This window comes from Fictibacillus solisalsi, assembly GCF_900103485.1.
In the GTDB taxonomy this organism is placed as follows: domain Bacteria; phylum Bacillota; class Bacilli; order Bacillales; family Fictibacillaceae; genus Fictibacillus_C; species Fictibacillus_C solisalsi.
Map to the genome: position 1 here is coordinate 3000684 of NZ_FNHW01000001.1, position 26384 is coordinate 3027067.

General features: G+C 46.3%; 25 protein-coding genes. All 25 read right to left on the reverse strand.

Features of this window, described 5'->3' with window-relative positions:
* Positions 1-10: 10 nt before the first annotated feature.
* On the reverse strand, positions 11-1015 hold the full coding sequence (locus BLT53_RS15220) for an ABC transporter permease (protein ID WP_090235997.1): 1005 nt from the start codon (positions 1013-1015) through the stop codon (positions 11-13).
* A gap of 21 nt (positions 1016-1036) precedes the next feature.
* Positions 1037-2623 carry an ABC transporter substrate-binding protein gene (locus BLT53_RS15225; protein WP_090235998.1) on the reverse strand — a complete coding sequence of 529 codons (1587 nt, stop codon included), beginning with the start codon at positions 2621-2623 and terminating at the stop codon, positions 1037-1039.
* 41 nt (positions 2624-2664) lie between these two features.
* The gene (locus BLT53_RS15230; protein WP_244520425.1) at positions 2665-3255 is read right to left on the reverse strand and encodes a M15 family metallopeptidase; all 591 of its coding nucleotides are present in this window, start codon (positions 3253-3255) and stop codon (positions 2665-2667) included.
* Between the two features lie 627 nt (positions 3256-3882).
* Positions 3883-4572 carry an aspartate/glutamate racemase family protein gene (locus BLT53_RS15240; protein ID WP_090236926.1) on the reverse strand — a complete coding sequence of 230 codons (690 nt, stop codon included), beginning with the start codon at positions 4570-4572 and terminating at the stop codon, positions 3883-3885.
* Between the two features lie 158 nt (positions 4573-4730).
* Positions 4731-5999 carry an MFS transporter gene (locus BLT53_RS15245; protein ID WP_090236001.1) on the reverse strand — a complete coding sequence of 423 codons (1269 nt, stop codon included), beginning with the start codon at positions 5997-5999 and terminating at the stop codon, positions 4731-4733.
* A gap of 94 nt (positions 6000-6093) precedes the next feature.
* Entirely contained in the window at positions 6094-7095 is a 1002-nt protein-coding gene (locus tag BLT53_RS15250; RefSeq protein ID WP_090236002.1) for a substrate-binding domain-containing protein, read from the reverse strand.
* Positions 7096-7184: 89 nt separating this feature from the next.
* Positions 7185-8021 carry an SDR family oxidoreductase gene (locus tag BLT53_RS15255; RefSeq protein WP_090236004.1) on the reverse strand — a complete coding sequence of 279 codons (837 nt, stop codon included), beginning with the start codon at positions 8019-8021 and terminating at the stop codon, positions 7185-7187.
* Positions 8018-9097, reverse strand: coding sequence for a mannonate dehydratase (gene uxuA / locus BLT53_RS15260; protein WP_090236005.1), 1080 nt, complete (start codon positions 9095-9097; stop codon positions 8018-8020). The genes BLT53_RS15255 and uxuA overlap by 4 nt, the downstream gene beginning before the upstream one ends.
* Before the next feature lies 1 nt (position 9098).
* Positions 9099-9734 carry a bifunctional 2-keto-4-hydroxyglutarate aldolase/2-keto-3-deoxy-6-phosphogluconate aldolase gene (locus BLT53_RS15265; RefSeq protein WP_090236006.1) on the reverse strand — a complete coding sequence of 212 codons (636 nt, stop codon included), beginning with the start codon at positions 9732-9734 and terminating at the stop codon, positions 9099-9101.
* Positions 9735-9747: 13 nt separating this feature from the next.
* A complete protein-coding gene (locus BLT53_RS15270; protein WP_090236007.1) occupies positions 9748-10767 on the reverse strand; it encodes a zinc-binding alcohol dehydrogenase family protein in 1020 nt (339 codons plus the stop codon).
* 5 nt (positions 10768-10772) lie between these two features.
* Entirely contained in the window at positions 10773-11786 is a 1014-nt protein-coding gene (gene allD, locus BLT53_RS15275; RefSeq protein ID WP_090236008.1) for an ureidoglycolate dehydrogenase, read from the reverse strand.
* 12 nt (positions 11787-11798) lie between these two features.
* The gene (locus BLT53_RS15280; RefSeq protein ID WP_425284707.1) at positions 11799-12728 is read right to left on the reverse strand and encodes a sugar kinase; all 930 of its coding nucleotides are present in this window, start codon (positions 12726-12728) and stop codon (positions 11799-11801) included.
* Between the two features lie 438 nt (positions 12729-13166).
* Positions 13167-13832 carry a zinc-binding dehydrogenase gene (locus tag BLT53_RS15285; protein ID WP_342027861.1) on the reverse strand — a complete coding sequence of 222 codons (666 nt, stop codon included), beginning with the start codon at positions 13830-13832 and terminating at the stop codon, positions 13167-13169.
* Positions 13829-14179: an alcohol dehydrogenase catalytic domain-containing protein gene (locus BLT53_RS25725; RefSeq protein ID WP_342027862.1), complete on the reverse strand. Its 351-nt coding sequence runs from the start codon at positions 14177-14179 to the stop codon at positions 13829-13831. Before BLT53_RS25725 ends, BLT53_RS15285 begins: the two co-directional genes overlap by 4 nt.
* Positions 14180-14202: 23 nt before the next feature.
* Positions 14203-15696 (reverse strand): UxaA family hydrolase, encoded by a 1494-nt coding sequence (locus tag BLT53_RS15290; protein WP_090236011.1) that lies wholly within the window; start codon positions 15694-15696, stop codon positions 14203-14205.
* A 12-nt stretch (positions 15697-15708) separates the two neighbouring features.
* Complete coding sequence (locus BLT53_RS15295; protein ID WP_090236012.1) at positions 15709-17175, reverse strand: tagaturonate reductase; 1467 nt, start codon at positions 17173-17175, stop codon at positions 15709-15711.
* A 211-nt stretch (positions 17176-17386) separates the two neighbouring features.
* Positions 17387-17569: a hypothetical protein gene (locus BLT53_RS24745; RefSeq protein ID WP_139168414.1), complete on the reverse strand. Its 183-nt coding sequence runs from the start codon at positions 17567-17569 to the stop codon at positions 17387-17389.
* A gap of 34 nt (positions 17570-17603) precedes the next feature.
* A complete protein-coding gene (locus BLT53_RS15300) occupies positions 17604-18614 on the reverse strand; it encodes a LacI family DNA-binding transcriptional regulator (protein ID WP_090236013.1) in 1011 nt (336 codons plus the stop codon).
* Positions 18615-18721: 107 nt separating this feature from the next.
* Entirely contained in the window at positions 18722-20101 is a 1380-nt protein-coding gene (locus tag BLT53_RS15305) for an MFS transporter (protein ID WP_090236015.1), read from the reverse strand.
* 130 nt (positions 20102-20231) lie between these two features.
* Entirely contained in the window at positions 20232-21653 is a 1422-nt protein-coding gene (gene uxaC / locus BLT53_RS15310) for a glucuronate isomerase (RefSeq protein WP_090236016.1), read from the reverse strand.
* A gap of 180 nt (positions 21654-21833) precedes the next feature.
* Positions 21834-23156, reverse strand: a complete 1323-nt coding sequence (locus tag BLT53_RS15315; RefSeq protein WP_090236017.1) for a hypothetical protein — start codon at positions 23154-23156, stop codon at positions 21834-21836.
* Positions 23157-23380: 224 nt separating this feature from the next.
* On the reverse strand, positions 23381-23473 hold the full coding sequence (locus BLT53_RS25450) for a putative holin-like toxin (protein WP_240482436.1): 93 nt from the start codon (positions 23471-23473) through the stop codon (positions 23381-23383).
* 111 nt (positions 23474-23584) lie between these two features.
* Positions 23585-24724 (reverse strand): 2-keto-3-deoxygluconate permease, encoded by a 1140-nt coding sequence (locus tag BLT53_RS15320; RefSeq protein ID WP_090236018.1) that lies wholly within the window; start codon positions 24722-24724, stop codon positions 23585-23587.
* A 58-nt stretch (positions 24725-24782) separates the two neighbouring features.
* Positions 24783-25949, reverse strand: a complete 1167-nt coding sequence (locus BLT53_RS15325) for a UxaA family hydrolase (protein ID WP_090236019.1) — start codon at positions 25947-25949, stop codon at positions 24783-24785.
* Entirely contained in the window at positions 25921-26244 is a 324-nt protein-coding gene (locus BLT53_RS15330; protein WP_090236021.1) for a UxaA family hydrolase, read from the reverse strand. The genes BLT53_RS15325 and BLT53_RS15330 overlap by 29 nt, the downstream gene beginning before the upstream one ends.
* Between the last annotated feature and the right edge of the window lie 140 nt (positions 26245-26384).

Sequence of the window (26384 nt, forward strand, 5' to 3'; positions counted from 1 at the left end):
AACCGACCTCCTATCCCTTGATTTGCGGATCAAGGACATAATAGGTGAGATCCACAATCAGATTAATGATCACATAGCCGACCGCAATCAGCAGTGTAAAGCCCATCATCGCCGGAAAATCAAGATAGGCGATCGAGTCGACCACATATTTTCCCATGCCAGGCCAGCCGAAAATGGTTTCTGTCACAACCGCCCCTCCCAAAAGAGAGCCAAACGAAATCCCGACAACCGTTATGGTGGGAATGAGGGCATTCCTGAGGGCGTACCGGAAAAAGAGAAACGGTCCGTGGATTCCGTTCGCGATCGCTGTACGAATGTATTCCTGTTCCATAATTTCTAGCATGCTCGCGCGCACCTGGCGGGTAATGACCGCAAGCTGGGCGTAAGAAAGCACGATAGCAGGCAGCAAAATATGATGGAGACTGCTTTTTAACGCCACCATATCCCCGCTGAGCAAGCTGTCCACGATATACAGGCCAGTAATGTGTGTGGGTGGATGAATGTTCATATCCAATCGCCCGTTTGCAGGAAACCAGTTTAGATAGCCGTAAAAAATGAGGATAATTACAAGGCCGCTCCAAAACACGGGGGTAGAAACCCCGCCGATGGAGAAGATCCGGCTTGCATGGTCCCAGAAGCTATTCTTTTTTACCGCCGCCAATACGCCAAGGGGAATGCCGATCACCAAAGCAAAGATAAAGGCAATGATGGCCAGTTCCATGGTCGCCGGGAAAAAGGCCTCCAGGTCATCGATTACCGGTTTTTGCGTACGGATGGATGTGCCAAGATCACCGCTTAAAATGCCTTTCATGTACGTTTCATACTGAATTAAAAGAGGCTGGTCCAGTCCCAGCTGCTGCCGTACCTGCTGCAATGTTTCCTCATTCGCCCGCTGCCCCACCATCATCCGGGCAGGATCACCCGGGATGACGTGTGACAGCAAAAAGGAGATAAGAGTGACACCAAACACCACAAAGATCAGGAGGCCCAGCCGGTTAATTATCATTTTCTTCATGGTTAACACTCCACTTTTTGGTTATTTGGACATATCTGCAAGATTGTACATGCTCTCAAGCATCGGGTTGTACACAAACCCTTTCACACCTTTGCTGATCGGCATCAAGAAATCCTTTTGGTAAAGAAGAATGTAAGGAGCATCATCAATCACTGTGTTCTGTGCTTCCTGGTACAGTTTCTCGCGCTGTTTGGCATCATTTAAGGTGGCCGCTTTTCTAAGCTTCTGATCGACGGCGTCATTTTTATAAAATGCGCGGTTTCCAGCCAGACCGAAGTTTTTGGAATCGTACCAGTAGTTCATGAACGCATACGGATCACCAAAGTCAGGGCTCCACATACCAAGTGCCAGATCAAATTCGCCTTTGTCCATCATTTCCCTTGAGGTCGCATACGCTACTTTTTTCAGATTTACTTTGACGCCAATGTCTTTCAAATTCGACTGAATGGTCAATGCTTCTGTTTCCCACCATGTTTTGTTGTCCGAATACAAGAGGTCCAGGCTAAGATTGGAAGCTCCCGCTTCTTTCAACAATGCCTTTGCTTTATCTTTGTCATACGTATACTGTTTGGCCTGGTCATCATGGCCCCAGAGTCCTTTTGGAATCGGACCGCGCATCTTGGTTCCGTAGCCCTGCTGTACCGCATCAATCAACTTGTCATAATCAACCGCATAACTGAGTGCCTGGCGGACTTTTTTGTTTTTGAGCGCTTTATTGCCTTTGGTTGAATTCACGTAGACGTATTCAACAAGCAAGCTTGGTTCCTGAAGCAGCTTCGCATTTTCAATCTTTTTAACCGCGTTGATTTGATCGACTGGAATGCCTTCGGCGATATCAATTTCTCCTTTTTCCAGCTGCAGGCGCTGTGCAGAAGGATCAGCCACGATTTTGAAATAGACCTTTTTAAAGGAAGGCTTCTTAGAGGCATATTTGTTTTGATCCAGTCTTACATATTCTCCTTTTTTCCACTTTGCCAGCTTGTACGGGCCGCTTCCCATCGTGGCGGTGGCCAGATAGTTTTGGCCCAAGTCGCCGTTTTGTTCATGATCCATCACTTTTGGATTAACGATACTTCCATAGTTGGCTGCCAGTGTCGAGATAAAAGGCGGGAAATTTTCTTTGAGTGTGAAGATAACAGTCGTTGGATTCTCCGCTTTAATGTTTGAAATCACACTGAATACTTCTGAAGGACCTTTGCCAATTTTTCTCAGGCGCTCAAAGCTCTTTTTGACAGCATCCGCATTAACCGCTGTACCGTCGGCAAATTTATGTCCCTCGTTTAAAGTGAACGTCCAGGTTTTTCCGTCCTTGCTCACTTTCCATTCTTTGGCCAGTCCTGGTTTGACCTTCGTGCTCCCCCCGTCATATTCCACAAGGCGTTCGTAGGCCGGATATGTAAGTTTCCATGCGGAATTATCCATCGTTACGGCTGGATCAATCGTCCCCTGTTCTGCTGTTGTCGCAATCGTTAAAACATCCTTGCCGCTAGCCGCTTCTGATTTGGGGTCCGAGCTCCCGGACGGCTTGGCGTTTGAATTTTTCACACAGGCTGATAACAGCGCAACGATCATCACGGCAATCAGCAGTACACTCATTTTCCTTTTCATTGTTTTCCTCCATAACCCTTATTTTTATTGATTCTCGCTGTCTACCTTTCGATCCCGTAATACAGAATGGGCCTGCCGGTTGCATTCGCCCATCTCCTGTTGCCATAATCGAAATGCCACCACTCTTCTGAATTGGAAACAAAGCCTGCAGTTTCCATCACCTGCCGCAATAAGCGGCGGTTGTCACGGATGGTTTCTTCCTCATGGGAGAGATTCGTCTTTCGTTCATACCATTCCAATTGCGCTTTTTCAGTAAAATCATCAAAACCGGTTCCCATGTTAAGCCAGACCTGCTCGTTCGCCAAGGTAAGGTCAACGGCTCCGCCGGTCAGATGGGGCGACGGCTTCATCAGGTCGCGAGTGGGAATAGCCACATATTTAGAGATTTCGATCTGCATTTCTTCTGGGGTGAGGTGCTGGGTTTCAAGATCTTTCTTGATAGTTTCATAGATGGCAAGCTGTGTTTCATAGGACCTCCAGCCGTCTAGAACGACCAGTTTCAGGCCTGGTGGCAGCTGTTCTGCCGCGTTGATGAGTTTTTCCACTGTTCCCTTGCGCAGAAAACTATCGTTCACTGAACCGGGCAGATGGTTGTGGTAATAGAATGGATAGACATCAATTCTGGGGGACACACCCGTTAAGGAGACGAGAGGCTCTTGCTGTGGTGTCGGGGGCGTGCTTGGATCTAAGTTGGGTACTTCCGACAAATACTTCCACCTCATTTCAATAAATTGAATATTCTTACAATATATTTAAATATAATGATACAGTTTATGACAAAATATTGCAATGCGTTAATTAGAAAAAGGAGGGGAGATTATCTGACAAAAAAGGCAGTCCACCCCAGAGGATGAACTGCTTTTAGGTTACTGCTGATTATTCTTGTTTCGGGTGTTTTAAGAACACGCCGTATGAAATGGCTCCTACCAAAAGGAATCCTGCTCCCAGCAAGAAGACATTATTGAAGCTTCCTGTCGAATCCTAAATTAAGCCTGTCATAATAGGTGCCAATGCCGCTCCAAGAAATCCACCAAAGTTTTGAATCGCACCTAAAGATGAGACTTGATTGCTTGGTGCAATATCGGCAGCCAGCGTTCAAATGACTCCGGACGGGAGCTGAGGAGCAAAGTAGCCAACGCTCAACAGTACGATACACTCCGCAGTATCCTCAATAAAAGGAATCGGAGCGACAGAAGCAGCCGCCAAAATGTCTCCTCCAACGATTGGCACTTTACGAGCAGTAACTGGCTTAGCGCCATTTATTTTAAGGACATGTTTACGGCTTCCAGTGCATGTATGTTCGTCGTGTCAAAAAGAGGAACTGACGAATCTTCTGGCTTGATCAATAGACCGATTTCTGTACAGCCTAAAATAACTCCTTCGGCACCTGATTCGATTAATCCCTGGATCACTTTTTTATATTCATCCCTTGATTCTTGACGAATTTTCCCCAAACATAATTCCTCGTAAATCACCTTGTTTACCATTTCCCTTTCAGTTTCCTTTGGCACAATAACCTTTATACCTTTACTTTCCAAACGTGACTTATAAAAATCCTGCTCCATTGTGTACCTTGTACCAAGTAAGCCAACTGAATGAAATCCGTTCTCTATGATTCGTGCCGCTGTTGCATCTGCGATATGTAAAAGAGGAATTTTAACTGATGCCTGAATAGCATCCAGGACTTTGTGCATGGTATTCGTACAAATGACAATAAAGTCAGCTCCGCCTTTTTCTAAAGAGTGCGCAGCCTTACTCAACACTTCACCCGCCTTTTGCCATGCTCCTTCTGACTGATAGCGTTCAATTTCTTGAAAGTCAACACTATACAAAATGCATTTGGCCGAATGTAAGCCTCCTAATCTTCGTTTTATTTCCTCATTAACCATCCGATAATATTCAGCCGAAGATTCCCAGCTCATTCCGCCAATAAGACCAATAACTTTCATTTTATCCACCCCATGACCTCTTCATTTTTTCCAACTATCTTCAGTTCACAAAATCCACTCAACTATATTCTGTTCGACTCAGATAAATCCCTTTTTACAAACACAAATAAAAACCCGGACTCCATTCCAAGGAGTCCGGGTACTATCGATTCCACTAATTAATAAGTTACCGTATCTTGTACGTTCACTTCCGATTTCTTCACAATAATAGGACGGACAAAGCGGATAACCGCAAGGGATGCAAATATAGCAAGGCCGCCGGCAAGCAGGAAGGCACCTGAGAATGTTCCTGTCTTGTCCACAATAAAACCGGTTAGTGCAGGCCCTATGATTCCTGCTGTGTTGGCCAAAAAGTGCATGAAACCACCAACGGAACCAACATTCTGCTGATCGACCACATCCTGGACGATCGCCCAGTAGATGGCTCCCGTCAAATACAGAAAGAACACAGAAAGCGCTACCAAAGTTACAGCACTTACTGTCGTGGTAACCAATCCTGCAAATCCGATACAAACAGCAGAAGCGAACAAACAGGAAACAAGAACAACTTTACGTGAGAACAGCACGCCTTTTCTGGCGACTTTCTTGAACACATAGTCGGATACAAATCCGCCAGCTGCGAGGCCGATAAATCCTAAGATCCAAGGAATGACGGTGATCACACTCATTGATTTTACACTTAAGCCCCGTTCTTCCACGAGATAGCTCGGAAACCAGGTAAGGAAAAAGAAAAGAATGTAATTGTAAGCAAAGAAAGCAAAGGCAGTAAAGAGCACCGTTTTCTGTTTAAGATAGAACGTTAACGGAATTTTCTCTTTAGGAGCCACTTCCGTTTTCATGGCAGGAGCATCGCCCATGCGCTTCGCCGGCTTGTCTTTGACAAACTTGAACCAGCAGATCGCCCAGACTAAACCGATGATCATAATCAGCACGAAGGAAACCTTCCAGCTGAAGGCGACCGCGATCATACCAACGATTGGCCCGGAGATTGCTCCGCCAAGCGGGGTACCGCTGTTCGTCAATCCGATAGCAGAAGCACGCTGGGTCGGGGGAAACCAGTTATTGACCATCTTATTGATAGTGGCCGAAAGCGGGCCTTCTCCCATTCCGAACAAGATACGGATGATCATCAAGCTGACAAATCCGAAAGCAAGCGCAACCGCGCCGCTAAACAAGGACCAGACAATCATGGCCACAAAAAGGGTCATTTTTGCCCCATAACGGTCAGATGCCATTCCGCCCAAAAAGTTAAAAATCGCGTAACCTACCGAGAAACTACTAAAAATCAGACCCATTTGTGTGGCAGACAGTGTCAGATCATCCTGAATAAATGGCGCTGCAATGGATAATGCTGAACGGTCCAAATAATTTATGACTCCGGCTAAAAATAATAAGAGAATAACTGGAAGCCTTTCTTTTGTAAACATCTAAAAACCCTCCCCTATACTGTGTGTGAATCTTCTGACTGTTGAAAGCAAACCGGGGTAAACCGGTTTATTTTTACAGAAAAAGTTATCCTTTTTATCCTGAATGTCTTGAAATAAGTGTCGGCTCATAACGGTACATCCATTGCTCTGCCTGCTCACTGTTTTTAATCTGATTAAAAAGAATATTTCCGGCCTGTTTTGCCATTTCCACAGCCGGCTGGGCGATTGTCGTTACCGGCGGAGTAAAGAAGCTGGCAAAGGAAACGTCGTCAATTCCGATAACGGAGGTATCCCCAGGTATCGCAATATCCTTTTCCTTCATGAACTTCAATACCTCAACGAGAACGATATCATTGCCTGCCAAAATCGCTTGCGGCGGCTCGGGCAAAGAATACAGTTCCGAAAGCACTTCTGAGATTTGGCCAACATCCGCTGTTTTAATGTACTCCTCCCGAATAGGAAGACCGCGATTTTCCATCGCCCTTTTGTATCCTTCAATCCGTTCCACCCTCGGGCTGATGTTGCGGATAATGGACGTTGTTACGATGGCAATCCTGTCCAGCCCATGGTCAACAAAACGGTCTACAGCCAATTTGGCCGCGGCATGGTTATCGAGCATCACCGTTGATATTTCAAGGTCCTCAATCGTCCGGTCCATAAACACGATCGGAAAACGATCCTGCTTCATCTTTTCATATAAAGCCCGGTTTTCACCTGTCGGAAAAATGATAATTCCGTCTACCTGTTTGGCACGAAGCATTTCAATGTACTTCTTTTCCTTTGCCGGCTCATCATCTGCATTGCAGACAATAATGTGAAAGCCCTGTTCATGAAAATAGTCTTCAATGGCCCGGATCACCTGCGTGGAAAAGGTATGCAGGATGTTGGCGACCACCACACCCACTGTAAAGGTTGATTTCTGCTTCAGGCTGCGGGCAACGAAGTTCGGCTGGTAATTCAACTCCTTAATGGTTGCTTCAATTTTTCGTTTTGTTTTTTCACTCATATAATCAAAGCGCTGGTTTAAAAATTGTGAAACCGTGCTTTTGGAAACGTTGGCATGTCTGGCTACGTCTGCAATCGTAATGGTTTTCATTGTGTCATCCCCGTCTAATTCGTCATATTTCACTAGTATAAGCGACCTGTAAGCGCTTTACAATCAGCCGGAGAAAACAGCATAACCGGTCAGACGCCGGAATATGCCATAAATCCTCCATCAACAGGGACGGTAATGCCTGTAACAAATCCAGAATACGACTCATCTGCAAGCCAAAGCAGCGTGCCGAGCAGATCTTCCGGCTTTCCAAACCTCTTCATCGGTGTGCCTGTGATGATTTTGTTCGATCGGTCCGTATAGCTGCCATCTTCCTTAAGAAGCAGGTCCCGGTTCTGTTTGGTTAAAAAGAACCCTGGTGCAATTGCATTGACCCGGAGGCCCGTTTCCGCAAAATGAACCGCCATCCACATCGTAAAGTTGTTAATGGACGCTTTTGCTGCGCTATAGGCCGGAACCTTGGTCATAGGAGAATACGCACTCATGGACGAAATGTTGATGATGGCAGGTGATTCTGATTTCAACAGGTCTTTTCCGAAGACCTGGGAGGCAAGGAATGAGCCTGTAAAATTTGTCGCAAACACTCTTGAAAACCCGTTCTCATCCATATCGAAAAAGGATTTTCCTTGCCCTTCCTCTTCATAGGTTTCCACGTCCGTAATAGCGTCAGGATGGTTGCCTCCTGCCCCATTGATCAGCAGATCGACGGAGCCGAACTGGCTCAGGACTTCCTCTTTTGCTTTCTCCAGAGACTCACGGTTCAGCACATCAGCAGAAACCGAAAGAGCCGTTCCGCCTGCCTTAACAATTTCATCCACCACATCTTTACCTTTTTCCGCAGTGCGGTTCAGTACAGCCACCTTAACACCATGACGGGCAAGCTCTCGGGCCATCTCGGAACACAGCACTCCGCTTCCGCCGGTAATTACGGCTGTTTTGCCATTGAGATTTTCATGGACCGGGATCATACTTCCACCTCTTTTTTCGCTGCCGTGACATAGGCGTCCCACAGGCCGTTTAAATACATGATCCCGAGAGCCCGGTCGTACAGTCCATAGCCAGGACGGCATTGCTCACCCCAGATATGGCGTCCGTGATCGGGACGTACATATCCTTTGTAGTCCTGCTTGTGCAGTTCTTCGACCACCCCCTGAACATTGATGGAGCCGTCCGTTGTCAGGTGGGACGTTTCCACGAAATCTCCGTTATCAAAAATCTTCACATTTCGGATATGTGAAAACGGAGCGATATTTGCATACTTCCTGGCAATATTGACCATGTCATTGGCAGGATTGGCCCCCATGGAACCTGTACACATTGTAATACCGTTCGCCGGTGAATCGGAGATCGCCCGCAAACGTTCATAGCTTTCTGCTCCTGTAATGATGCGCGGCAATCCGAAGATAGACCATGGCGGATCATCCGGATGGATGGCCATTTGAATGCCATGTGCCTCAGCTACCGGCAAAATTTCATCCAGGAAGATCTTCAGGTTATCCCAAAGTTTCTCTTCATCAACTTCTTTATAGGCTTCAAAAAGCTCTTTAATCCGTGCCATCTTTTCAGGCTCCCAGCCCGGAAGCGTAAGGTCTGACGATTCTGCCACTGTACGGATCAGCTCTTCTGGATCGAGATTTTCAACTTTTGCTTTTTCAAAAAACAAAGCCGTTGAACCATCCTCCAGCGGACGGTACATGTCCGTCCGTGTCCAGTCGAAGACCGGCATAAAGTTGTAGCAGATGACCTTTACACCAAATTCAGAGAGATTGCGAATCGTCTGTTTGTAATTTTCAATGTAGCGATCGCGTTCACTGTTTCCGAGTTTTATGGACTCATGGACGTTCACACTTTCCACGACATCGGTATGAAAGCCATGGCTCTGAATGTACTCTACTTCTTCTTTAATCTCATCCTTTTCCCACACTTCACCTACAGGCTTTTGGTGCAGGGCCCAAACAATTCCCTTCACGTTAGGAATTTGCTTGATATGCTCCATTGTTACGGTATCATTGTCCCGCCCGTACCATCGAAACGTAATATTCATGTTACACCTCCGTACGTTGATTCATTTTTGCGATATACTCTCTGCTTAACGATACCGCTTCATCATATCCGCCCTTCTGGAAGGCTTTCGTTAAATCACTGCCTACTCCGACAGCCACAGCACCGGCATCCAGCCAGTCGTTCATATTTTTCAATGAAATTCCGCCTGTTGGCATGATGCGGACATTAGGGAGAGGGCCATTTACAGATTTGATAAATGACGGGTCAAATGTATTGGCCGGGAAAAGCTTCAGCACATCGCATCCTGCTTCAAGGGCGAGCGCCATGTCGGAAATGTTCATGCACCCTGGCAGATACGGAACACTGTAGCGGTTACAAAGTGCTGCGATCTCTTTTACAAAATGGGAGCTTACGATAAATTTCGCTCCGGATAAAATGGCGTGTCTTGCCGTTTCAGGATCCATTACTGAACCTGCACCCAAAAGCACATTCATGTGGCGCAGTTCTTTAAACACTTCCTCCACTTCCGGAGTGGTATAGGTCAGTTCAATAGCGGTAATTCCGCCTTCAACGGCTGCTTTTGATACCTGAATGGCTTCGTGGCCGTTTTGTCCGCGGACAACCGCAACCACTTTTGCGTCCATCAACTCTTGATACACTGAATACTTTGGCAGCATGCTCTTTCCTCCTTTAATCAAACGTAATAATCGCCTTGCGCACCTGATCCGGATGCTCTTCAACAAACCGGAAGGCGTCTTGAACCTCATTTACCGAAAATGTATGGGTCACAAGCCCGTCATGTGTAAGCTTTCCATTATTCAATAATTCTACGACTCTCGGAAACTGGTTGGTCTGCAGTCTGGAACCGGTAATCGTTACTTCCTTTTTCGTAATCGGAAGCTGAGAGATTCCCGCTTCTTTTTCATCAAAGCCTAGAACGACCACATTTCCTGCAGGACAAACCGCATCAACGGATAATTTAAACGTCGATGGAAGGCAAACCGCATCGATAACGACATTAGCTCCCTCATTGTCAGTCCATTCCTGAACCCGCGCCAGCACATCCTCCTGCTGAACATTGACCGTTACATCTGCACCGTTTTCTTTCGCAAATACCAGCCGCTCTTCATTCAGGTCGGTCACCATGACAGACGCGCCCTTCAGCTTTGCCATTTTCAAAATACAAATTCCAATTGGTCCTGCTCCCTGAATAAGAACCGTGTCGCCTTCTCCCACCTGGCCTCTCCAGACTGCCTGCGCGCCAATGGTATAAGGCTCAGCCATCACCGTTTCTTCCCAAGGCAGTTCTGCTGATACCGCATGCAGCTGTTTTTCGGGCAGCACCAGGTATTCCCTCATGCCTCCATCCTCATGAACGCCGAAAACAGAAAGGGATAAGCAAACATTTGGCCGTCCTTTGCGGCATGCATAGCATGTTCCGCAATACGAAATCGGCTCTACCACCACGTGGTCTCCAGGCTGAAGATGCTTAACTGCCGCGCCCACTTCTTCCACCTGGCCAGTCACTTCGTGGCCAATCACACGTGGAAGTGTAGCGAGAGGGTTTGTACCATGATAAATATGCATGTCCGATCCGCAGATACCTACCCGCTTTACTTTGACCAGAACGTCATTATCGTTTACAATGACTGGCTTTTCGATTTCCTCTGTGACGAGGTCATGCGCTTTCCGTACTTGAACCGCTTTCATTTTCCTCACCTGCTTTTCAAGAATTCATACACTGGCTGTGCAATCGTAATCCCGTTCTTTACGTTTCTCTCCTCGTGAAGCTGTTCTATTTCTCCTGGTACATATACTCGATCAAAGCCTGGTGCAGGCGGAACCTGCTGCAGTTCCTCCATCATTGCATCCATTTGTTCTAGAAATGCGTCTCTGTCTGTAAAAAATGATGGATTGATGGCACAGAAGTAATGTCCAAGTTTTCTTTTTTGATCTAAATTTTCATACATCCGGCTGATATGCGGGCCGAAGGCGGCACCTGCCAAAAGACCTGAGAAAACATCAACAATCACAGAAAGTCCGTAGCCTTTCGGGCCGCCGAACGTTGAAAGAGAAACGACTTGATGCGGATCAGTAGCAGGCACACCATGTTCGTCCACTCCCCATCCCTCAGGTATTTCTTTTCCTTCTTCACGCGCCTGAAGGATCTTTCCGAACGCAACGTTCGAGGTAGCCATATCCAAAATAAATGGTTTCTTCTCCTTGGCCGGTACACCATAGGCGATTGGGTTTGTTCCAAGAAAAGAGGATTTTCCTCCAAACGGAACCACAATGCTGTCGGTGTGTGTCATGGCAATGCCAATTAATTTCTCTTCGGCTGCTTTTTGCACGAAATAACTGAGTGCACCGCAATGGCTGCTGTTCATGGCGGTTACCATGCCTACACCATTTTTTTTCGCCATATCCATCGCATGCTCCATAGCGATATCAGCAATCACATGACCGAATCCATCGTCTCCATCCAATACCCCGGTTACCGGTCCTGTTTCGTTAAACACAGGCTTCGCATCCGGATTGATGCTTCCCATCTTCAGACGGCTCACATAATGCTCCGTCCGCAATACACCATGCGAATTCACATTTCTGAGGTCCGCGTGGACAAGAACATCCGCCACTTTTTCGGCATCCTTTTCGTTCAGCCTGGCATCCACCAGCTTTTGTTTTACCAGTTCTTTTGCTTCCTGCGCTGACAATGTTATAGTTGCCATTATTCTTCCTCCCTATCGTTCAACAACTTCTTCTTGGTTTACAAAGGACAACACTTCTTCCAGGAGCGGCAGTCCCTCATTATCTCCTGATACGGTCGTAACCAGTGCACCAACCGCATTGGCGAACTCGAGCCGTTTTGCCGGTTCAAACTCATGAAGGTAACTGTACAGGTAACCCGCATCAAAGCCATCTCCTGCGCCTACTGTATCTACCGGCGTAACGGAAAAAGCTTCTTTACGGACCCATTGTCCATCGATGTATAGCGCCGAACCTTCACCGCCGTCTTTGATCACCAGCTGGCTGATGGAATAGCGCTGGGCGAAATCTGCCAGTTCTTTGTCATCATCTGTACCGATAATGCTTTTGATTTCATCCCGGCCGGTTAAGAGAATATCCACATAAGGGAACACATCATGGTAAGCCGCCCGGGCATCCTCAATACTCCACAGCTTCAGGCGGATATTCGGATCGAAGGAAACTAGGATTCCTTTTTCTTTGGCAATGGACAGTACGCGATGGACGATATCCAGATTCTTGCGGTCAATCGCCATAAACACACCGGTGAGATGAACAATGTGAATGTCCTTGAACATCTCCTCTGTGATGTCTTCCGGTTCCATCGTCAGCACCGGAGAATGGTATCGATAGTAAAACGTTTTGCCGGATCCGTCTTCACGGATTTCTTTTATGTTCAGTGAAGTGGGATGGCCTTCAACATAAGCCACATCGGTCATGTCCACGCCTTCTCCCTTGGCAAAATTGTAAATAACACGGCCGAATTCATCTTTCCCAAGGCGGCTGATCCATTTGGAGCGAAGGTCCAGCCTTGCACAGCCGATCGCGAAATTGAGTTCTGCTCCTCCTACTTTTCGTTCAAAATTGGCAACAAAGCGCAACGGCCCTGTTGTCGCAGGGTTCAGCGTAATCATCGCATCTCCCATGGTTAAAATCCCAAACTGTTCTGGCACAATCCTACCCCTTTCTTTTCTTTGGGCTTTTTCTCTATTCTTAGTCGTCCATGGAAGCGGTTGATTTTCGTTACAGGATGCTCGCTTTCCTAGGGCGGGCGCTGAGCCTTACCGGCGTAAACGCCTACTTTCTCGTCGCAAGCTCCTGGGGTAACGGCGCGAGCGCCTCCAGGGTCTCATCTGTCCCGCTTTTCCCTAAGGAGTCTGGCACCTTGCACTACAATCAACTTGTCATGAAGAATTCCCATTGCAACCAACTGTTAGAAAAGAGCCTTTTAAAATAATGCAAAATGTAAGGGCTGTTTCACAGATAACCGAACTAAATCGGTTTGGTAAACCGGTTTAGTAACATCGTATATGAAAACCCTTACAAACGCAAGACAAAAAAACTATTAATTTTAAAAAATCTGTTTAAAATTCGACAATCGCTTTAATCACTTTAGATTCCGGCTTGAGCCAGCCCTCAAAATCAGAGATCATTTGATCCAGATTTGAGCGGTGCGTAATGTATGGCTTCAGATCCACTTCCCCGCTTTTTACCGTGTTCAGTACCTTTTCAAAATCTTCCCGTGTGGCATTTCTGCTTCCCATCAGAGTCAGTTCCTTTTTATGAAAATCAGGATCTGAAAAGGTCAGGTCACTCTTCACCAATCCTACATACACGAGGGTTCCGCCATGAGCCGCATAATTAAACGCACTCATCATAGACCGTGCGTTGCCTGTAGCATCGAGAACAACAGTCGGAAGTTCTCCGTTTGTCAGCTCCATCAGTTTTTCGATTGGCTGATCTGCTGCATCTACAATCCCATCAACATCCGCCCACTTTTGGCAAAAGTTTAACCGCTCAGCATCAAGATCCATGGCAAGGACCCGGGCACCTTCCGCTTTGGCAAACGCCATAACGCCAAGACCAATCGGCCCTGCCCCGATCACGAGCACATTCTCGCCTTTTCTCAATCGGGAGCGCCTTACCGCATGCGCGCCAATGCTTAAAGGCTCAATCATAGCTGCCTCATCCAGGCTCATCCCATCCGTATTGATCAGATGATCGACCGGAACAGCCATCCATTCTCTCATACCGCCATCCGCATGGACCCCAGCACTTTCATATCTGTGCAGCAGTTGGTTTTGCCGGTTCTGCAGGCCACACATGTGCCGCATTCCAGATAAGGAATAATGCTTACCTGATCGCCTTCCTTATAGCCAAATGGGTTGGCGCCGATGGTTTCAATCACACCGGAAAGCTCATGTCCAAGGATGCGGGGATAGGTGAAATACGGTTGGTTTCCGCTGAATGCATGCAGATCCGTGCCGCAGATGCCAACTCGTCGAATCCTCAGCAATGCCTCTCCTTCCCTGGGCACGGGCATTTCCACCTCAATTTGTTTAAAAACATTTGGTTCTTTGCAAATGATTCCCTTCATATCTAACCGACCCCTTCCTATGATTAAAGTGTTACACCTGACTTAAAGATGGAAATTTCTCTGAAGTCATTTTTCTCGTTATTTACTTGTTCACCGCTTGCCACTTTGATGACATAGTGAAGAAAATCCTTTGTCACTTCTTCGCTCGAAACATCGTCATCAAGGAGCGTTCCTGCGTTGTAATCAATCCAGTGCGGCTTGGTTTGAAACAATTGAGTATTGGTCGAAATCTTCATGGTTGGCACGAATGTTCCAAACGGCGTTCCACGACCGGTGGTGAAAAGAACCATATGACAACCTGCAGCAGCCAGCGCCGTTGAAGCAATCAGGTCATTGCCTGGTGCGCTCAATAAGTTTAATCCATTGTTCTTTAATACTTCTCCATATTTCAGCACATCCACAACAGTGGATGTTCCGGCTTTTTGGGTGCATCCAAGCGACTTGTCCTCCAATGTCGTAATACCGCCAGCTTTATTGCCTGGGGATGGATTTTCATAGACCGGCTGATTGTGCTGTAGAAAATAGTCTTTAAAATCATTCACCAGATGCTCGATTTTGTGGAAAACCTCTTCGTCCTGCGCCCGTTCCATCAATAACTTTTCGGCACCAAACATTTCCGGAACTTCGGTTAATACGGTCGTGCCTCCCTGTGAAACCAAATAGTCTGAAAACCGTCCAAGGAGAGGATTGGCTGTAATGCCGGAAAAGCCATCCGATCCGCCGCACTTCAAGCCGATCTTCAATTCTGAAACCGGAACCTCTTCGCGCCGGTCTTCCTGAGCTGCTGCATGGATTTCTTTGACCAGCTCGACGCCAGCTTCAATTTCATCTGAAACTTCCTGTGACACCAAAAATTTGATGCGGTCTTCATTGATTGGTCCAAGTGCTTCTTTAAAGGCAGGCAGTTCATTATTTTCGCAGCCAAGGCCCAGCACAAGAATTCCTCCTGCGTTTGGATGGTTCACAGCATCGATTAGAATTTGCCTTGTGTTTTCATGGTCATCCCCGAGCTGGGAGCAGCCATAGCTGTGCTTCAGTACGAGCACGTTATCAAAAGGTGCGATGTCCCCGACTTCCTTTTCAAAGCGCTTAATGATTTTTTCTGCAATGCCGTTAACGCACCCTACGGTGGGAACAATCCATAACTCATTGCGGATGCCCACTTTGCCGTTTTCCCGGCGGTAGCCTTGAAACGTCAGATTTACTTTTGGATAGGCCAGCTCTGTTTTCTTTGGATGATACTCATACTCCTCGGTTCCAGACAGGTTGGTTTTCGTGTTGTGGGTATGCACCCATTCTCCCGCTTTCACCGCTTCAGTCACATGGCCGATAGGATAACCGTATTTGATCACATCGCTGTTGGCAGGAAGATCGGTAAGTGCCACCTTATGGCCCCGGCCCACATCCCTCTTTAACACCACTTCTTTTCCTTCTGCGGTCAGCATCATTCCCTCTTTCAAATCACGTAGAGCCAAGATAACATTATCATTTTCATGAATTTGCAAATAGTCCTTCATGATACCACTCCTTTATTTGGTGAAGGCAGCATTGACTTCGAGAAGTGCAGCCTTCATCCCTTTGTCTTCAATGAGTTTTAAATGTTCGGCGACCGCTGTGGTCAGCCCGGAAATGGACGAAAGATCTCTTCCCCACCACTGCTCTTTAGAAAGGATGTTCTGAACGAAAGCAGTCAACTGCAATTCTTTACTGTCAACTTTCTGCCAAAGCTCTTTAAATTCTTCTATAATTTCAGGACTGTCATCCAGCGGAATGTCTTCCTCTCCTCTTTTTCCTTTATAAAAGTAGAAAAGGGCGCTGAGAGAAAACGTGATACGCTGCGGCAGCTCTTGCTTCTTTTTCACATAATCCACCAGGGTCGGAACATTACGCGCATTAAACTTTGAAACCGCATTAAGTGCAAGTGAACTTAAAAAATGGTGAATGTACGGATTTCTAAAGCGCTCCAAAACATCTTGGGCGTAAGCCTTCATCTCTTCCTCGCTGTACTTCATCGCCGGGATGATTTCTTCTGCGATCAGCTCTTTAACGAATGCTCCGGTTACCTCATCATTTACTGACTGTGACACGGTATCCAATCCGTACAAATAGCAAACAGGAAGCATGGCTGTATGGGCACCGTTTAAAATCCGCACCTTGCGTTCACGGTAGGCGGTGAGGTCATCCACGATGAAGCTGTTCAATCCTGCTTTTTGAAATGGAAGCTCATTCTTTAGCCACTCTGGCCCCTCAATCACAAAAAGATAATATTGCTCAGACACCACCATGAGTTCATCGCGGTATCCCAGCTCTGCTTCTTTTTCATCATCTGAGTCTTTTGGATACCCCGGTACGATCCGGTCTACAAGACTCGAGCAAAACGTGTTGGCCTCATGAAGCCATTCCACAAATGCAGGTTCCAGGTTCCAGTGCTTCGCATACTGCAGCACGACTTTTTTCAGCTCCGGCCCGTTGTTTTCGATCAATTCGCATGGAATCAACACACAGCCCATGGAAAAGTCCCCGTTGAACCTTTGAAACCGATGATAAAGAAAAGCGGTCAATTTCGCCGGAAACCCTTCCTGCGGACGATCTTCCAATCTCGCATTCTCGTTAAACCGGATCCCAGCTTCTGTTGTGTTGGAGATGACAAACCGCAGCTTGTCACTTTCCGCAAGCTTCAAATATTGGTCATAGTCCTGATCAAGGTTGATGCCGCGGCTGATGGAATCTACCACGAGGTGTTCATTAACTTCATGGCCCTCTTTAATCCCTTGAAGATAAAGGGTGAAAAGGCCATCCTGCCGGTTCAGGCGCTCAATCTTGCCAGACCCTCTCGGCTGGACAACGACAACGCTGCCATTAAAGTCTGCTTTTTCGTTCATCTCCTGAATCTGCCAGTCCGCAAACGCTCTCAAAAAGTTGCCTTCTCCAAACTGCAGCACCTTCTCGGGATAGCGGTTTACAACCCCGGTAATGCTTCGATTTAATGTTTCCAATCCAACCCCTCCTATTGTCTTTTTTTGCACACGTGAACAATATATTTTAAAAAAAGGCCCGTTTAGGTTTAAACGGGCGTTTATCTTTTGGCTTTGTTGCTTTTGAAAGTGGTTGGTTTCCGTTCCAGATTGCTCGCTTTCCGCAGGGCGGGCGGTGAGCCTGTTACCGGCGTAAACGCCTCCTTTACCGGCGTAAACGTAAACGCCTCCTTTACCGGCGTAAATGCAACGCCTTCTTTACCGGCGTAAACGTAAACGCCTCCTCTACCGGCGTAAACGTAAACGCCTCCTCTACCGGCGTAAACGTAAACGCCTCCTCTACCGGCGTAAACGCAACGCCTCCTTTACCTGCCTTAGTCTCACCTGTCCCGCTAATCCTGCAGGAGTCTCCCATCTTACACTACAACCAACTTCATCAATGAAGAATCTTACCTTGCATCCTCTTTTAGTTCCTTTACTGAATCCCTGACGATTAATGATGTGTTTTCGTACAGCTTGACACCCTGCCCAGGGGTCTGGCTGATGGCGGCCAGTAGCCGCTTTGCCCCTTCTATGCTGATTTTTTCAACGGGGCGTTTTACGGTAGTGAGTCTTGGTGTAGTGTATTGGGCGAAGCCAATATCATCAAAACCGACGATTGATATATCATCAGGTACCCTCAAGCCCCTGGCAAATACGGCATTCATGGCTCCGATAGCCATATCATCATTGGAACAGAACACTGCGGTGGGGGGACGGTCCAGGTCCAGCAATTGATTCATCGCTGTGTACCCGCTCTGCATATCATAATGGCCCTCCACCTGATACTCCTTATGAATCAAAAGCTCATTTTCAATGAGTGCAGCCATATACCCGTCCTTGCGGGCCTGTGCCGATTTGAATCCTCTTTTCCCCTCAATTAAAGCAATGTCTTTATGTCCATTGGCAATTAAATGTTCAACCGCCTGCCTGGCCCCCACCTGGTCATTGGAGAGCAGATTGATCAAGCCTTGTTCCTGTATCTCCCGGTTAAGAACAACAAGAGGAATCTTCTTTTGCATGACATGATAAATGAAGGTGTTGTCGATCTCACTCTGGCTCATTAAAATGATACCGTCAAACCTCATATTATTTATGGAAGAAAAGTCATCGTAATCATCGATTCCCCGGACGAACAGGTTGAATTCCTGCCCGATCACACTGTTTACCCCTTTGATCGTATCTGCCAGAAAGATCGGTGATGTTCCGTTTGTGATGCTTGTGAAAAAAAGGCCGACCGTATGCGACTTCTGCATCACCAGGTTCTTGGCATTGTAGTTGGGCGTATAGTTGAGCTGGGAAGCGATTTCAAGAATTCTCCGCTTGGTTGGTTCCTTAATGTAAGGACTATTATTAAGCGCTCTTGACACTGTTGTATGAGAAACATTAGCCAGTTTAGCGATATCTTTTATTGTTACCATACTTGTTTCATCCTTTTGCCATAGTCCTTGAACTGCAATCTTTGTCTATAGTTTAACACGTACGCTCCCTAAAGCTAAACCTGCATGTGTCCCGTTTTCAAAAAACTTTAACTTCTTTGATGAAGTTCCCTAACAATCACGGCATGCTGTTTGTCTGTGAGCTTATACATAAAACCAATGATGATCATGGCCAGTGTAAGCGCAAGCGCAGGATACAAAAGCAGCAGTGCCTTGATTCCAATAAGAGCACCTGCGGTCTGTGCTACATTCGGCACATAGCCCACAAGCCCAAGGCCAATTCCAGAAAGAAAACCGGATAATGACTGTGCCAGCTTGCGGGAAAAATTAAACAGGGAATATGTAGTTGCTTCTTTACGCTCGCCTGACTTCCATTCTCCGTAATCGATAATATCAGAGACAAGCGCCCAGGTGATGCCGTTTGGAATACTGATTCCGATAAATGCGATACTTGCCAGAATCGTAAAAATATACACATTGGACGGAATCAAGAAGTTGATCAGGTCGGCCGCCACACTGATACCAAAACCAATCATGGCTGTTTGTTTCTTGCCAAAGATCTTTACAAGCTTCGGCAGAAACACCACGCCAAGGAAAGACGAACCGATAATGATAAAGTTCATGTACGCCATAAGTTCCACGTTTCCAAGATTATACTGTGCAAAATACACAAGCATGGCTGATTTAATGTTGTAGGCGGAGATCGAAAAAATCGTCATCAGAACGAGGGTCAGCAACGGCTTGTTCTGCACAAACGTTTTGATAACAGACTTAAACGTCAGCTTTTCTCTCGGTGCTTCTTTAACGACGACACGTTCCTTGCAATTTCGGTAGCATACATAAAACCAGATCACTCCGATGGCAGCAAACAGCCCCATCACCACCGGATAGCCTACTTTCGGGTTATCAAACTTCACAAGAATCGGCATGACAGCGACACTCGTAATAAACAAGGCGCCAAGAGAACCGATCTGGCGGAAGGTTGAAATGGATGTTCGGTCATCTGCATTCTGGGTCATTGCTGCACCTAGTGACCCGTACGGTATGTTAACAAATGAGTAGCCCAGTCCCCACAGCATATAGGTAGCATACGCATAAACCAGCTTTCCGGTGGTTGACAGATCCGGAGAGAGGAAGATCAAAATGGTTAACAGCGCAAGAACCATACTGCCAATCAAAAGGTAAGGACGGAATTTGCCGCGGCTCCCAATATTCTTCCTGTAATCGATGGAAGAACCGACAATCGGGTCAGTAATGGCAGCGAACAGCTTACTGACCAAAAAGATGGTACCCGCAAATGCTGCCGGAATGCCTGCCACATCGGTAAAGAACTTTAACAAATAGATTTGGCCGAGGTCAAACATGAAACCGTTGCCAAAATCACCAAAACCGTAAGACACTTTTTCCTTTAGAGACAGTCTTTTTTCTGTCTCCATTGGCACGACTTTTTTTGCCAGTTCTGCACTCATTTTCGCACCTCTGTGATTATATTTGAACTTGCCTTTTTTGTACGATATACTTCTAGTCTATCGTTTTTCTAAGAGATCCCCATCCAGTATATTGTTGGCCCTCTATGCTGAGCAGGGGATCTTTTTTTGCTTATACGTTTACTTCACTCGCTTGAAACTGAAAATATTCTTTCGCATTGTTGTAGGAAATGCCCTGGACAATGCTGCCAAGCAGTTCGAGATCCTCTGGCACTTCCCCGTCTTCCACCCATTCACCAATCAGGTTACATACGATTCTTCGGAAATATTCATGGCGTGTGTAAGAAAGAAAACTTCTGGAATCTGTAAGCATTCCGATAAACCGGCTGAACAGACCGACGTTGGACAACGCTTTCATTTGTGCGAGCATGCCGTCCTTCGTATCATTGAACCACCACGCTGTTCCATGCTGAATCTTTCCTGGTGTTACACCATCCTGGAAACTATTAATCATACTTGCGATGACATAGTTATCATTCGGATTCAAGGAATAAAGAATCGTTTTTGGCAGCTTGTTGTTTGCATCAAGCGAGTCGAGCAGCTGAACAAGCGGCTTTGCAATTCCTTCATCGTTCATTGCATCAAAACCGGTATCCGGCCCGATGGTTTTAAACATTCTGCTGTTGTTGTTACGCAAGGCGTTAATGTGGAATTGCATGGCCCAGTCCAACTCTGCATACAATTCACCCAAAAAGCGAAGCGTATACGTTTTGTATTTGATTTCTTCCTGAAAAGATACTGTACCCCCGGAAAGACGGTTTGCAAAAATCTCCGCCACTTCCTCCTTGCCTGCTTCTTCAAAGCCCATGGAATCAATGGCGTGATCTGAGACACGTCCTCCTAAAGAGTGGAAGAAACGAACTCTGGATTCAAGGGCTTCAAGAAATTCATCGTAAGTCTCAATGCTGCGTTCAGCAGATTCTGCAAGCTTTTCTACCCATGGAAGGTACGAATCTCTATTAATCTCTAGGCCTTTGTCCGGACGGAACCCTGGCAAGATACTTACTGGAAAGTCGGCTTCATCCTTCAAAAGAGAATGATATTCAAGGGAATCTGTCGGATCATCGGTTGTGCAGATTACTTTTACATTGGATTTCACGATCAAGTCTCTTGCTCCGAATGATCCGCTGCCCAGCAACTCATTTGTCTTCTCCCAGATTTGCGGTGCGCTTTTTTCATTTAAAATGTCATAGATTCCAAAAAAGCGCTGAAGCTCAAGGTGTGTCCAGTTGTAAAGCGGGTTTCCGATCGCCATTGGAACCGTTCTGGACCAAGCCAGGAATTTCTCGTAATCTGGTGCATCTCCGGTTACGAATTCTTCGGAGATGCCGTTTTCCCTCATCACGCGCCACTTGTAATGGTCGCCGGAGAGCCAGGCATCGGTGATATTTTTGAAGGTCTTGTTTTCATAGATTTCCTTCGGACTCAAATGACAGTGATAATCGATAATCGGCATTTCGCTTGCATAATCGTGGTACAAAGTAACTGCAATATCATTTTTGAGCAAAAAATTCTCATCCATAAACTTTGCCATTCTTCCACCAACTTTCCTAATTTTCTAAAATGTTAACGCTAACAATAAAAAGGTTTGAAAAGCGGCTTCCCGGATGAGAATTCACCAAAAAAACCGCTTTCATAAAAAGATAACATGTTCACGTTAACATTTTCCTCGTGGTTAATTGTACAACTTCACTTTTCCAAACACAATACCTTTTTAAAAATATTCCGACATTCCTGAATCAGGATTTTTTCGTTGGGTGACCCTCCGGACCACTTGATAAACCGCCAGCAAGCCCGCCAATTCACCAATTGAAGCAGCAATGGCTCCTGCACGGCCATTCAAATCAGGCAGGAAGTAGACCAATGGCACGATAAAAACACACACGGTAATGATGTTCAAAATTTGAGGTTTCAGCATGCTTCGTGTACTTTTTTGCAGCATAAGGATGCCTCCCAGGAAATCCACCCATGGAAAAACCAATGTTTTGATAATAAAAAACTTCAAAACACTTAAACATTCCCGCCCGAGTGCTTCGTTGGTGCCCATTATATGGCTCATGAACCAAAGCCCCACCGGTGTAAAACAAAGCACGCAAAGAAGCATTGAAGGGACAAGACTGAAAACCACGACACATTTGATAACAGTTCTTCTGTTTTTCTTGAAGAACTGCAGCACCAGCTGATGGGTATACATAAAAAAGCTTAACACGAGATTGGTGATGCTGAAGGCAAGGGCAAACGAGGCAATTCCGATATGAACATTTTCGATTTTTCCAAGAAACGCATAGATGATCGGGATGATAACGGTCTGAAAAGACAGGTAGAATACGAGCGGCGTATAAAACGAATAAATTTCTTTTTTCTTTAGCTCCGGTTCATCAATTTCTCCCTGTTCTGCCAGTATGGTGCGCCCTCTCCACACACTAAACCCGCATTCGATCGCCATTCCTGTCAAGAAAATGAGCGCGCCCGCCGAGCTGGATTGAACCAAATCGAAATGGACCAGGCTAAACGAGATGAGCAGCATGCCTGCCAGACGGAAAATAACTCCGGCCGTAATCCACTTTGTTTCGTAGTGATTGATGATGATTCCCTGATAGAGGCAGCGCAACCCGGAAAAAAGAATCACAAGGGCGATGATACGGAAGGTGGAAAAGAGCTGATTCAGTGTGGCAGGATCGGAATCAAACAGCGCCAGAAAAATCCAATTTCCGAGCGGTGTAAATCCAATCAGGGCGCAAACGAGAAAGATCGCAATCGTCACCTTCACAAAGACAGAGAACAACACCTGAAATGACGCTTTGCCTTTGACCAGTGCCGAGCAGGTTTGCCTGAAAACAAGAACCGGACGTTCAATAATGCCAAACAGGGACAGTGCAATCGCATAATTGGCAATAATAATTTCCGCATGGTCCGCACGGCCGAGTGTCCCGTTGATAATCACATGGGTAATGGACGTCAGGCTCGCCGAGAAACCCAGCGGGATAAAAAAAGCGAGCATCTTCATCAGTGAAAAATTGGGATTTACCTGTTCCAAGGTTGTTAGGATCCCTCCTTCCTGTTCATTTACATTTACGCTATACCCAAATTCACACTATTTCAACTTTTTAAACTCGGCTGGTGGAGGTTAGCAGTATTGAAGTTCCATAAATTTACTGAGGTTATAGAACATTTCCGAACAAAAACAAACCTCTAAATGGATCACAAAAAAAGGCCCGCTTTTAGGGCCCTTTTCGGTGCGGATCATTTTCTGGGTCTGGATCAGGAGTTTTTGTCGTGATTGTGAAAGTCGAGAACAGCGATTACAAACATTCCAAAGCTGAGCATTAACGAGATGACTTCAAATGTGTTCATCAGCATCGTCCTCCTTTACCTTCATTGTCCCCGGGACCAAACTTGTCCTATACGCGAAATTAGAAAATTTTTATTAAAAAGAAAAAAGGCCCTGAACAGGCCTTTTATGAATCAGGAAACCGGTACATCTCCTGCTGCAATTTCTTTTTCCCCGTTTCTGTCACCGGTTTTACCATAAAACTCTACTTTGCCATTGATGCCTCTTTTCGTTTGATAATTGTTTACTAAAATCACGGCAACTGGGCAAAGCAGGGCTGTTGTGATCGTGGATATCGATATTTGGGCAGTTGCGACAGCCACTAGGTCCTGATATACCTGTGCTTGGGATGCGGTCATCAAACCCGATCCGCTGGCCACTGTTGCAGCTGCAGCGATAGCAGCAGGTGTAGCTGCGGCATTACCAGCTGTGGAGGCTTCCGCCCAAGGAGCAATTTTGCTTTTTTCCCGGAACAACTTGAATACAAGCGCCCCCATTCCACCAGTAAAAATGATCGTCATTAAGGCCAATACTAGGCCGGCCCCTACCACTTCGGGGTTAAAGAAGTTGGATAAATTCATGCCTGTTCCCAGAGCAAATGCGAAAAACGGAATAACCAGATATTCACCTGCTGCCAAAAACGAACGAATCTCTTTGTCCAGGTTTCCCAGAAGCATACCAATTAAAATCGGCAACAGCACGGCAATAAAAGCGATGAACGGGAAATTCGCCCCCATCATTCCCAGCGCCATCAGTGTGAAAAAAGGGCCATCATTCAAGGATAGAACGGCAGTCGCTCCTACATCCGACCGGTTGCCATATTGTCCGGTGAGAGCAGCAAACATTCCACCGTTACCATTGGTCATAGCGGCGATAATGGCCATGGTGGATAAGCCCAAAAAGCCGTGCACCGGATCTGATAGTAAACCCCAAAGCACTCCGATAATAACGCCTGTTGCATATTTCGAGGAGGTCAACAGTACTCCTTTTTTTAGTGCCCTGCCACCAACCCTCAAATTCATCTGACTTCCGGCACAAAACAGAAACAGAGCACACAGAGTGAGTGCACCATCTTTAAAAAGTGCCTGGGAAAAGCCACCGATTCGTAAAAGCTCATAATTCCCATCTTCTGTCGCAGCTACACCAATATCTTTTAGGAAGTTCATGATGAAAGGGATATGCAATTGATCGATTGTGTTAATTAAAGCACCGGCGAGTAAAGGAATGACCATAAGTCCACCAGGGACTTTTTCAATCGATTGTTTAATATTCACAGCTTTACCTCCTCATTTCTCTTCCGATTATCAGTAGTGAACACTTACAAACGGTTATTTAAAATGTGGGGCCAATCCGCCAGATACCAAAATCATGCTGTTTTAAAATTTCTGATTTAGTTAGTTTCCCATTGGCAGTTCGTTCAATTTCATTTAGAATACGCTCGCCAACTGACTCCAGATTTTCCGTTCCCTCGATAATCGCACCTGCATTTACATCCATGTTTTCTCTCATTTTTTCAAACATGGATGTATTGGTCGCGATTTTAATTACCGGGGCGATGGGTGAGCCCGTTGGTGTACCTCGTCCGCTTGTAAATAAAACGATTTGAGCACCGCCCGCTACCATTCCCGTTAACTGCTCAATGTCATGGCCAGGCGTATCCATCCAAACAAGCCCTTTTTCAGACGGACGTTCCGCGTAATCGATTAACTCTTGTAATGGCCGCGTTCCCGCTTTCGCTGCGGCTCCCAATGACTTCTCCTCAAGCGTAGTCAATCCGCCTTTCCGGTTACCAGGACTCGGGTTTCCAGTTCGGATGTCGACACCCATGTGTATCGCACGGCTCTCCATTGCTTCAATGACCTGGTATACCTTTTGCGCCACCCGGTCATTTACCGCACGTTCCGCCAACAGATGCTCTGCGCCAATCAATTCTGTTGTTTCTGCTAAAATGGCTGTGCCGCCCCGATCAACAATCCTGTCACTCACATAGCCTACGGCAGGGTTGGCAGAGAGTCCGGAACAGGCATCAGAACCTCCACATTCAGTAGCGACAATTAATTCACCCATGTCAAACGGTTCCTTTACGAGAGCAGAAGCATCTTGAACCATTTGTGCTGCAATCTTGGCCGCTTCTGCTGTTGCAGCAAGAGTTCCCCCATGGTCCTGAATCGATACAAGTTCCACAGGCTTTCCGCACTTGGCAATTTCATCAGCGACACTTCTTCCCTGGTGAGTTTCACAACCAAGTCCCATCACAATAACTCCATACACATTGGGATTGGTCCCCATTCCCACATAGGTGCGGAAAGTTTGATCATAATCAACCCCAACCTGCGCGCATCCATGCTGGTGTATAAACGACACTGTGCCCTGAACAAGTTCTGTTACATTCCTGGCGGCTTGCGTAGCACAAACAATGGTCGGTAAAATCAGCACATGATTTCGGATGCCGATTCTTCCGTCTGGTCGCCTATATCCCCAAAGCAGATTCTTTTCCATGTGTTATATCTCCCCTTCCTCTTTTTCCATCCACATTGTGAATATGAACATGTTCGCCTGCCTCAATGGTTTTCACGGCTACACCAATTACTTCGCCGTATTTGACCACATCGCTCCCCTCTGTAATGCGGACGACGGCAAACTTGTGCCCGAATTCGATGGTGTCTTTTGCTGTTACTTCAAGCGTTTGTTGATTACACCTCACGCTTACCAAGCTGCCCAAGGGAATATCTGTAAGAGCTGTAGAGACATTGTCATTGGGCTGCATCATGACATTTCTAAAATCTGTGTTCATCATTAGCCTCCTTTTTGTAAACGCTTTCTTTTTAATGCAACAAATTTATTAAGGTGTCCCAGTGAGTCTTGTTGTATGTAATAAAAATAATGACAGATTATAGATCGTATAATAATATATCATTATACGATCTATCCTAA

Coding starts and splice junctions, on each gene's coding strand:
- BLT53_RS24745 (WP_139168414.1), bottom strand. CDS start 17,569: ATGGGAGACTCCTGCAGGATTAGCGGGACAGGTGAGACTAAGGCAGGT.
- BLT53_RS15325 (WP_090236019.1), bottom strand. CDS start 25,949: ATGGAAAAGAATCTGCTTTGGGGATATAGGCGACCAGACGGAAGAATC.
- uxuA (WP_090236005.1), bottom strand. CDS start 9,097: ATGAATATTACGTTTCGATGGTACGGGCGGGACAATGATACCGTAACA.
- uxaC (WP_090236016.1), bottom strand. CDS start 21,653: ATGGCAAAGTTTATGGATGAGAATTTTTTGCTCAAAAATGATATTGCA.
- BLT53_RS15300 (WP_090236013.1), bottom strand. CDS start 18,614: ATGGTAACAATAAAAGATATCGCTAAACTGGCTAATGTTTCTCATACA.
- BLT53_RS15245 (WP_090236001.1), bottom strand. CDS start 5,999: ATGTTTACAAAAGAAAGGCTTCCAGTTATTCTCTTATTATTTTTAGCC.
- BLT53_RS15265 (WP_090236006.1), bottom strand. CDS start 9,734: ATGCTGCCAAAGTATTCAGTGTATCAAGAGTTGATGGACGCAAAAGTG.
- BLT53_RS25450 (WP_240482436.1), bottom strand. CDS start 23,473: ATGAACACATTTGAAGTCATCTCGTTAATGCTCAGCTTTGGAATGTTT.
- BLT53_RS15255 (WP_090236004.1), bottom strand. CDS start 8,021: ATGATCCCGGTCCATGAAAATCTCAATGGCAAAACAGCCGTAATTACC.
- BLT53_RS15290 (WP_090236011.1), bottom strand. CDS start 15,696: ATGAAGGACTATTTGCAAATTCATGAAAATGATAATGTTATCTTGGCT.
- BLT53_RS15220 (WP_090235997.1), bottom strand. CDS start 1,015: ATGAAGAAAATGATAATTAACCGGCTGGGCCTCCTGATCTTTGTGGTG.
- BLT53_RS15270 (WP_090236007.1), bottom strand. CDS start 10,767: ATGAAAGCGGTTCAAGTACGGAAAGCGCATGACCTCGTCACAGAGGAA.
- BLT53_RS15285 (WP_342027861.1), bottom strand. CDS start 13,832: ATGAGAGAATGGATGGCTGTTCCGGTCGATCATCTGATCAATACGGAT.
- BLT53_RS15330 (WP_090236021.1), bottom strand. CDS start 26,244: ATGAACACAGATTTTAGAAATGTCATGATGCAGCCCAATGACAATGTC.
- allD (WP_090236008.1), bottom strand. CDS start 11,786: ATGGCAACTATAACATTGTCAGCGCAGGAAGCAAAAGAACTGGTAAAA.
- BLT53_RS15240 (WP_090236926.1), bottom strand. CDS start 4,572: ATGAAAGTTATTGGTCTTATTGGCGGAATGAGCTGGGAATCTTCGGCT.
- BLT53_RS15280 (WP_425284707.1), bottom strand. CDS start 12,728: ATGGGAGATGCGATGATTACGCTGAACCCTGCGACAACAGGGCCGTTG.
- BLT53_RS15250 (WP_090236002.1), bottom strand. CDS start 7,095: ATGAAAACCATTACGATTGCAGACGTAGCCAGACATGCCAACGTTTCC.
- BLT53_RS25725 (WP_342027862.1), bottom strand. CDS start 14,179: ATGAAGGGAATCATTTGCAAAGAACCAAATGTTTTTAAACAAATTGAG.
- BLT53_RS15225 (WP_090235998.1), bottom strand. CDS start 2,623: ATGAAAAGGAAAATGAGTGTACTGCTGATTGCCGTGATGATCGTTGCG.
- BLT53_RS15305 (WP_090236015.1), bottom strand. CDS start 20,101: ATGAGTGCAGAACTGGCAAAAAAAGTCGTGCCAATGGAGACAGAAAAA.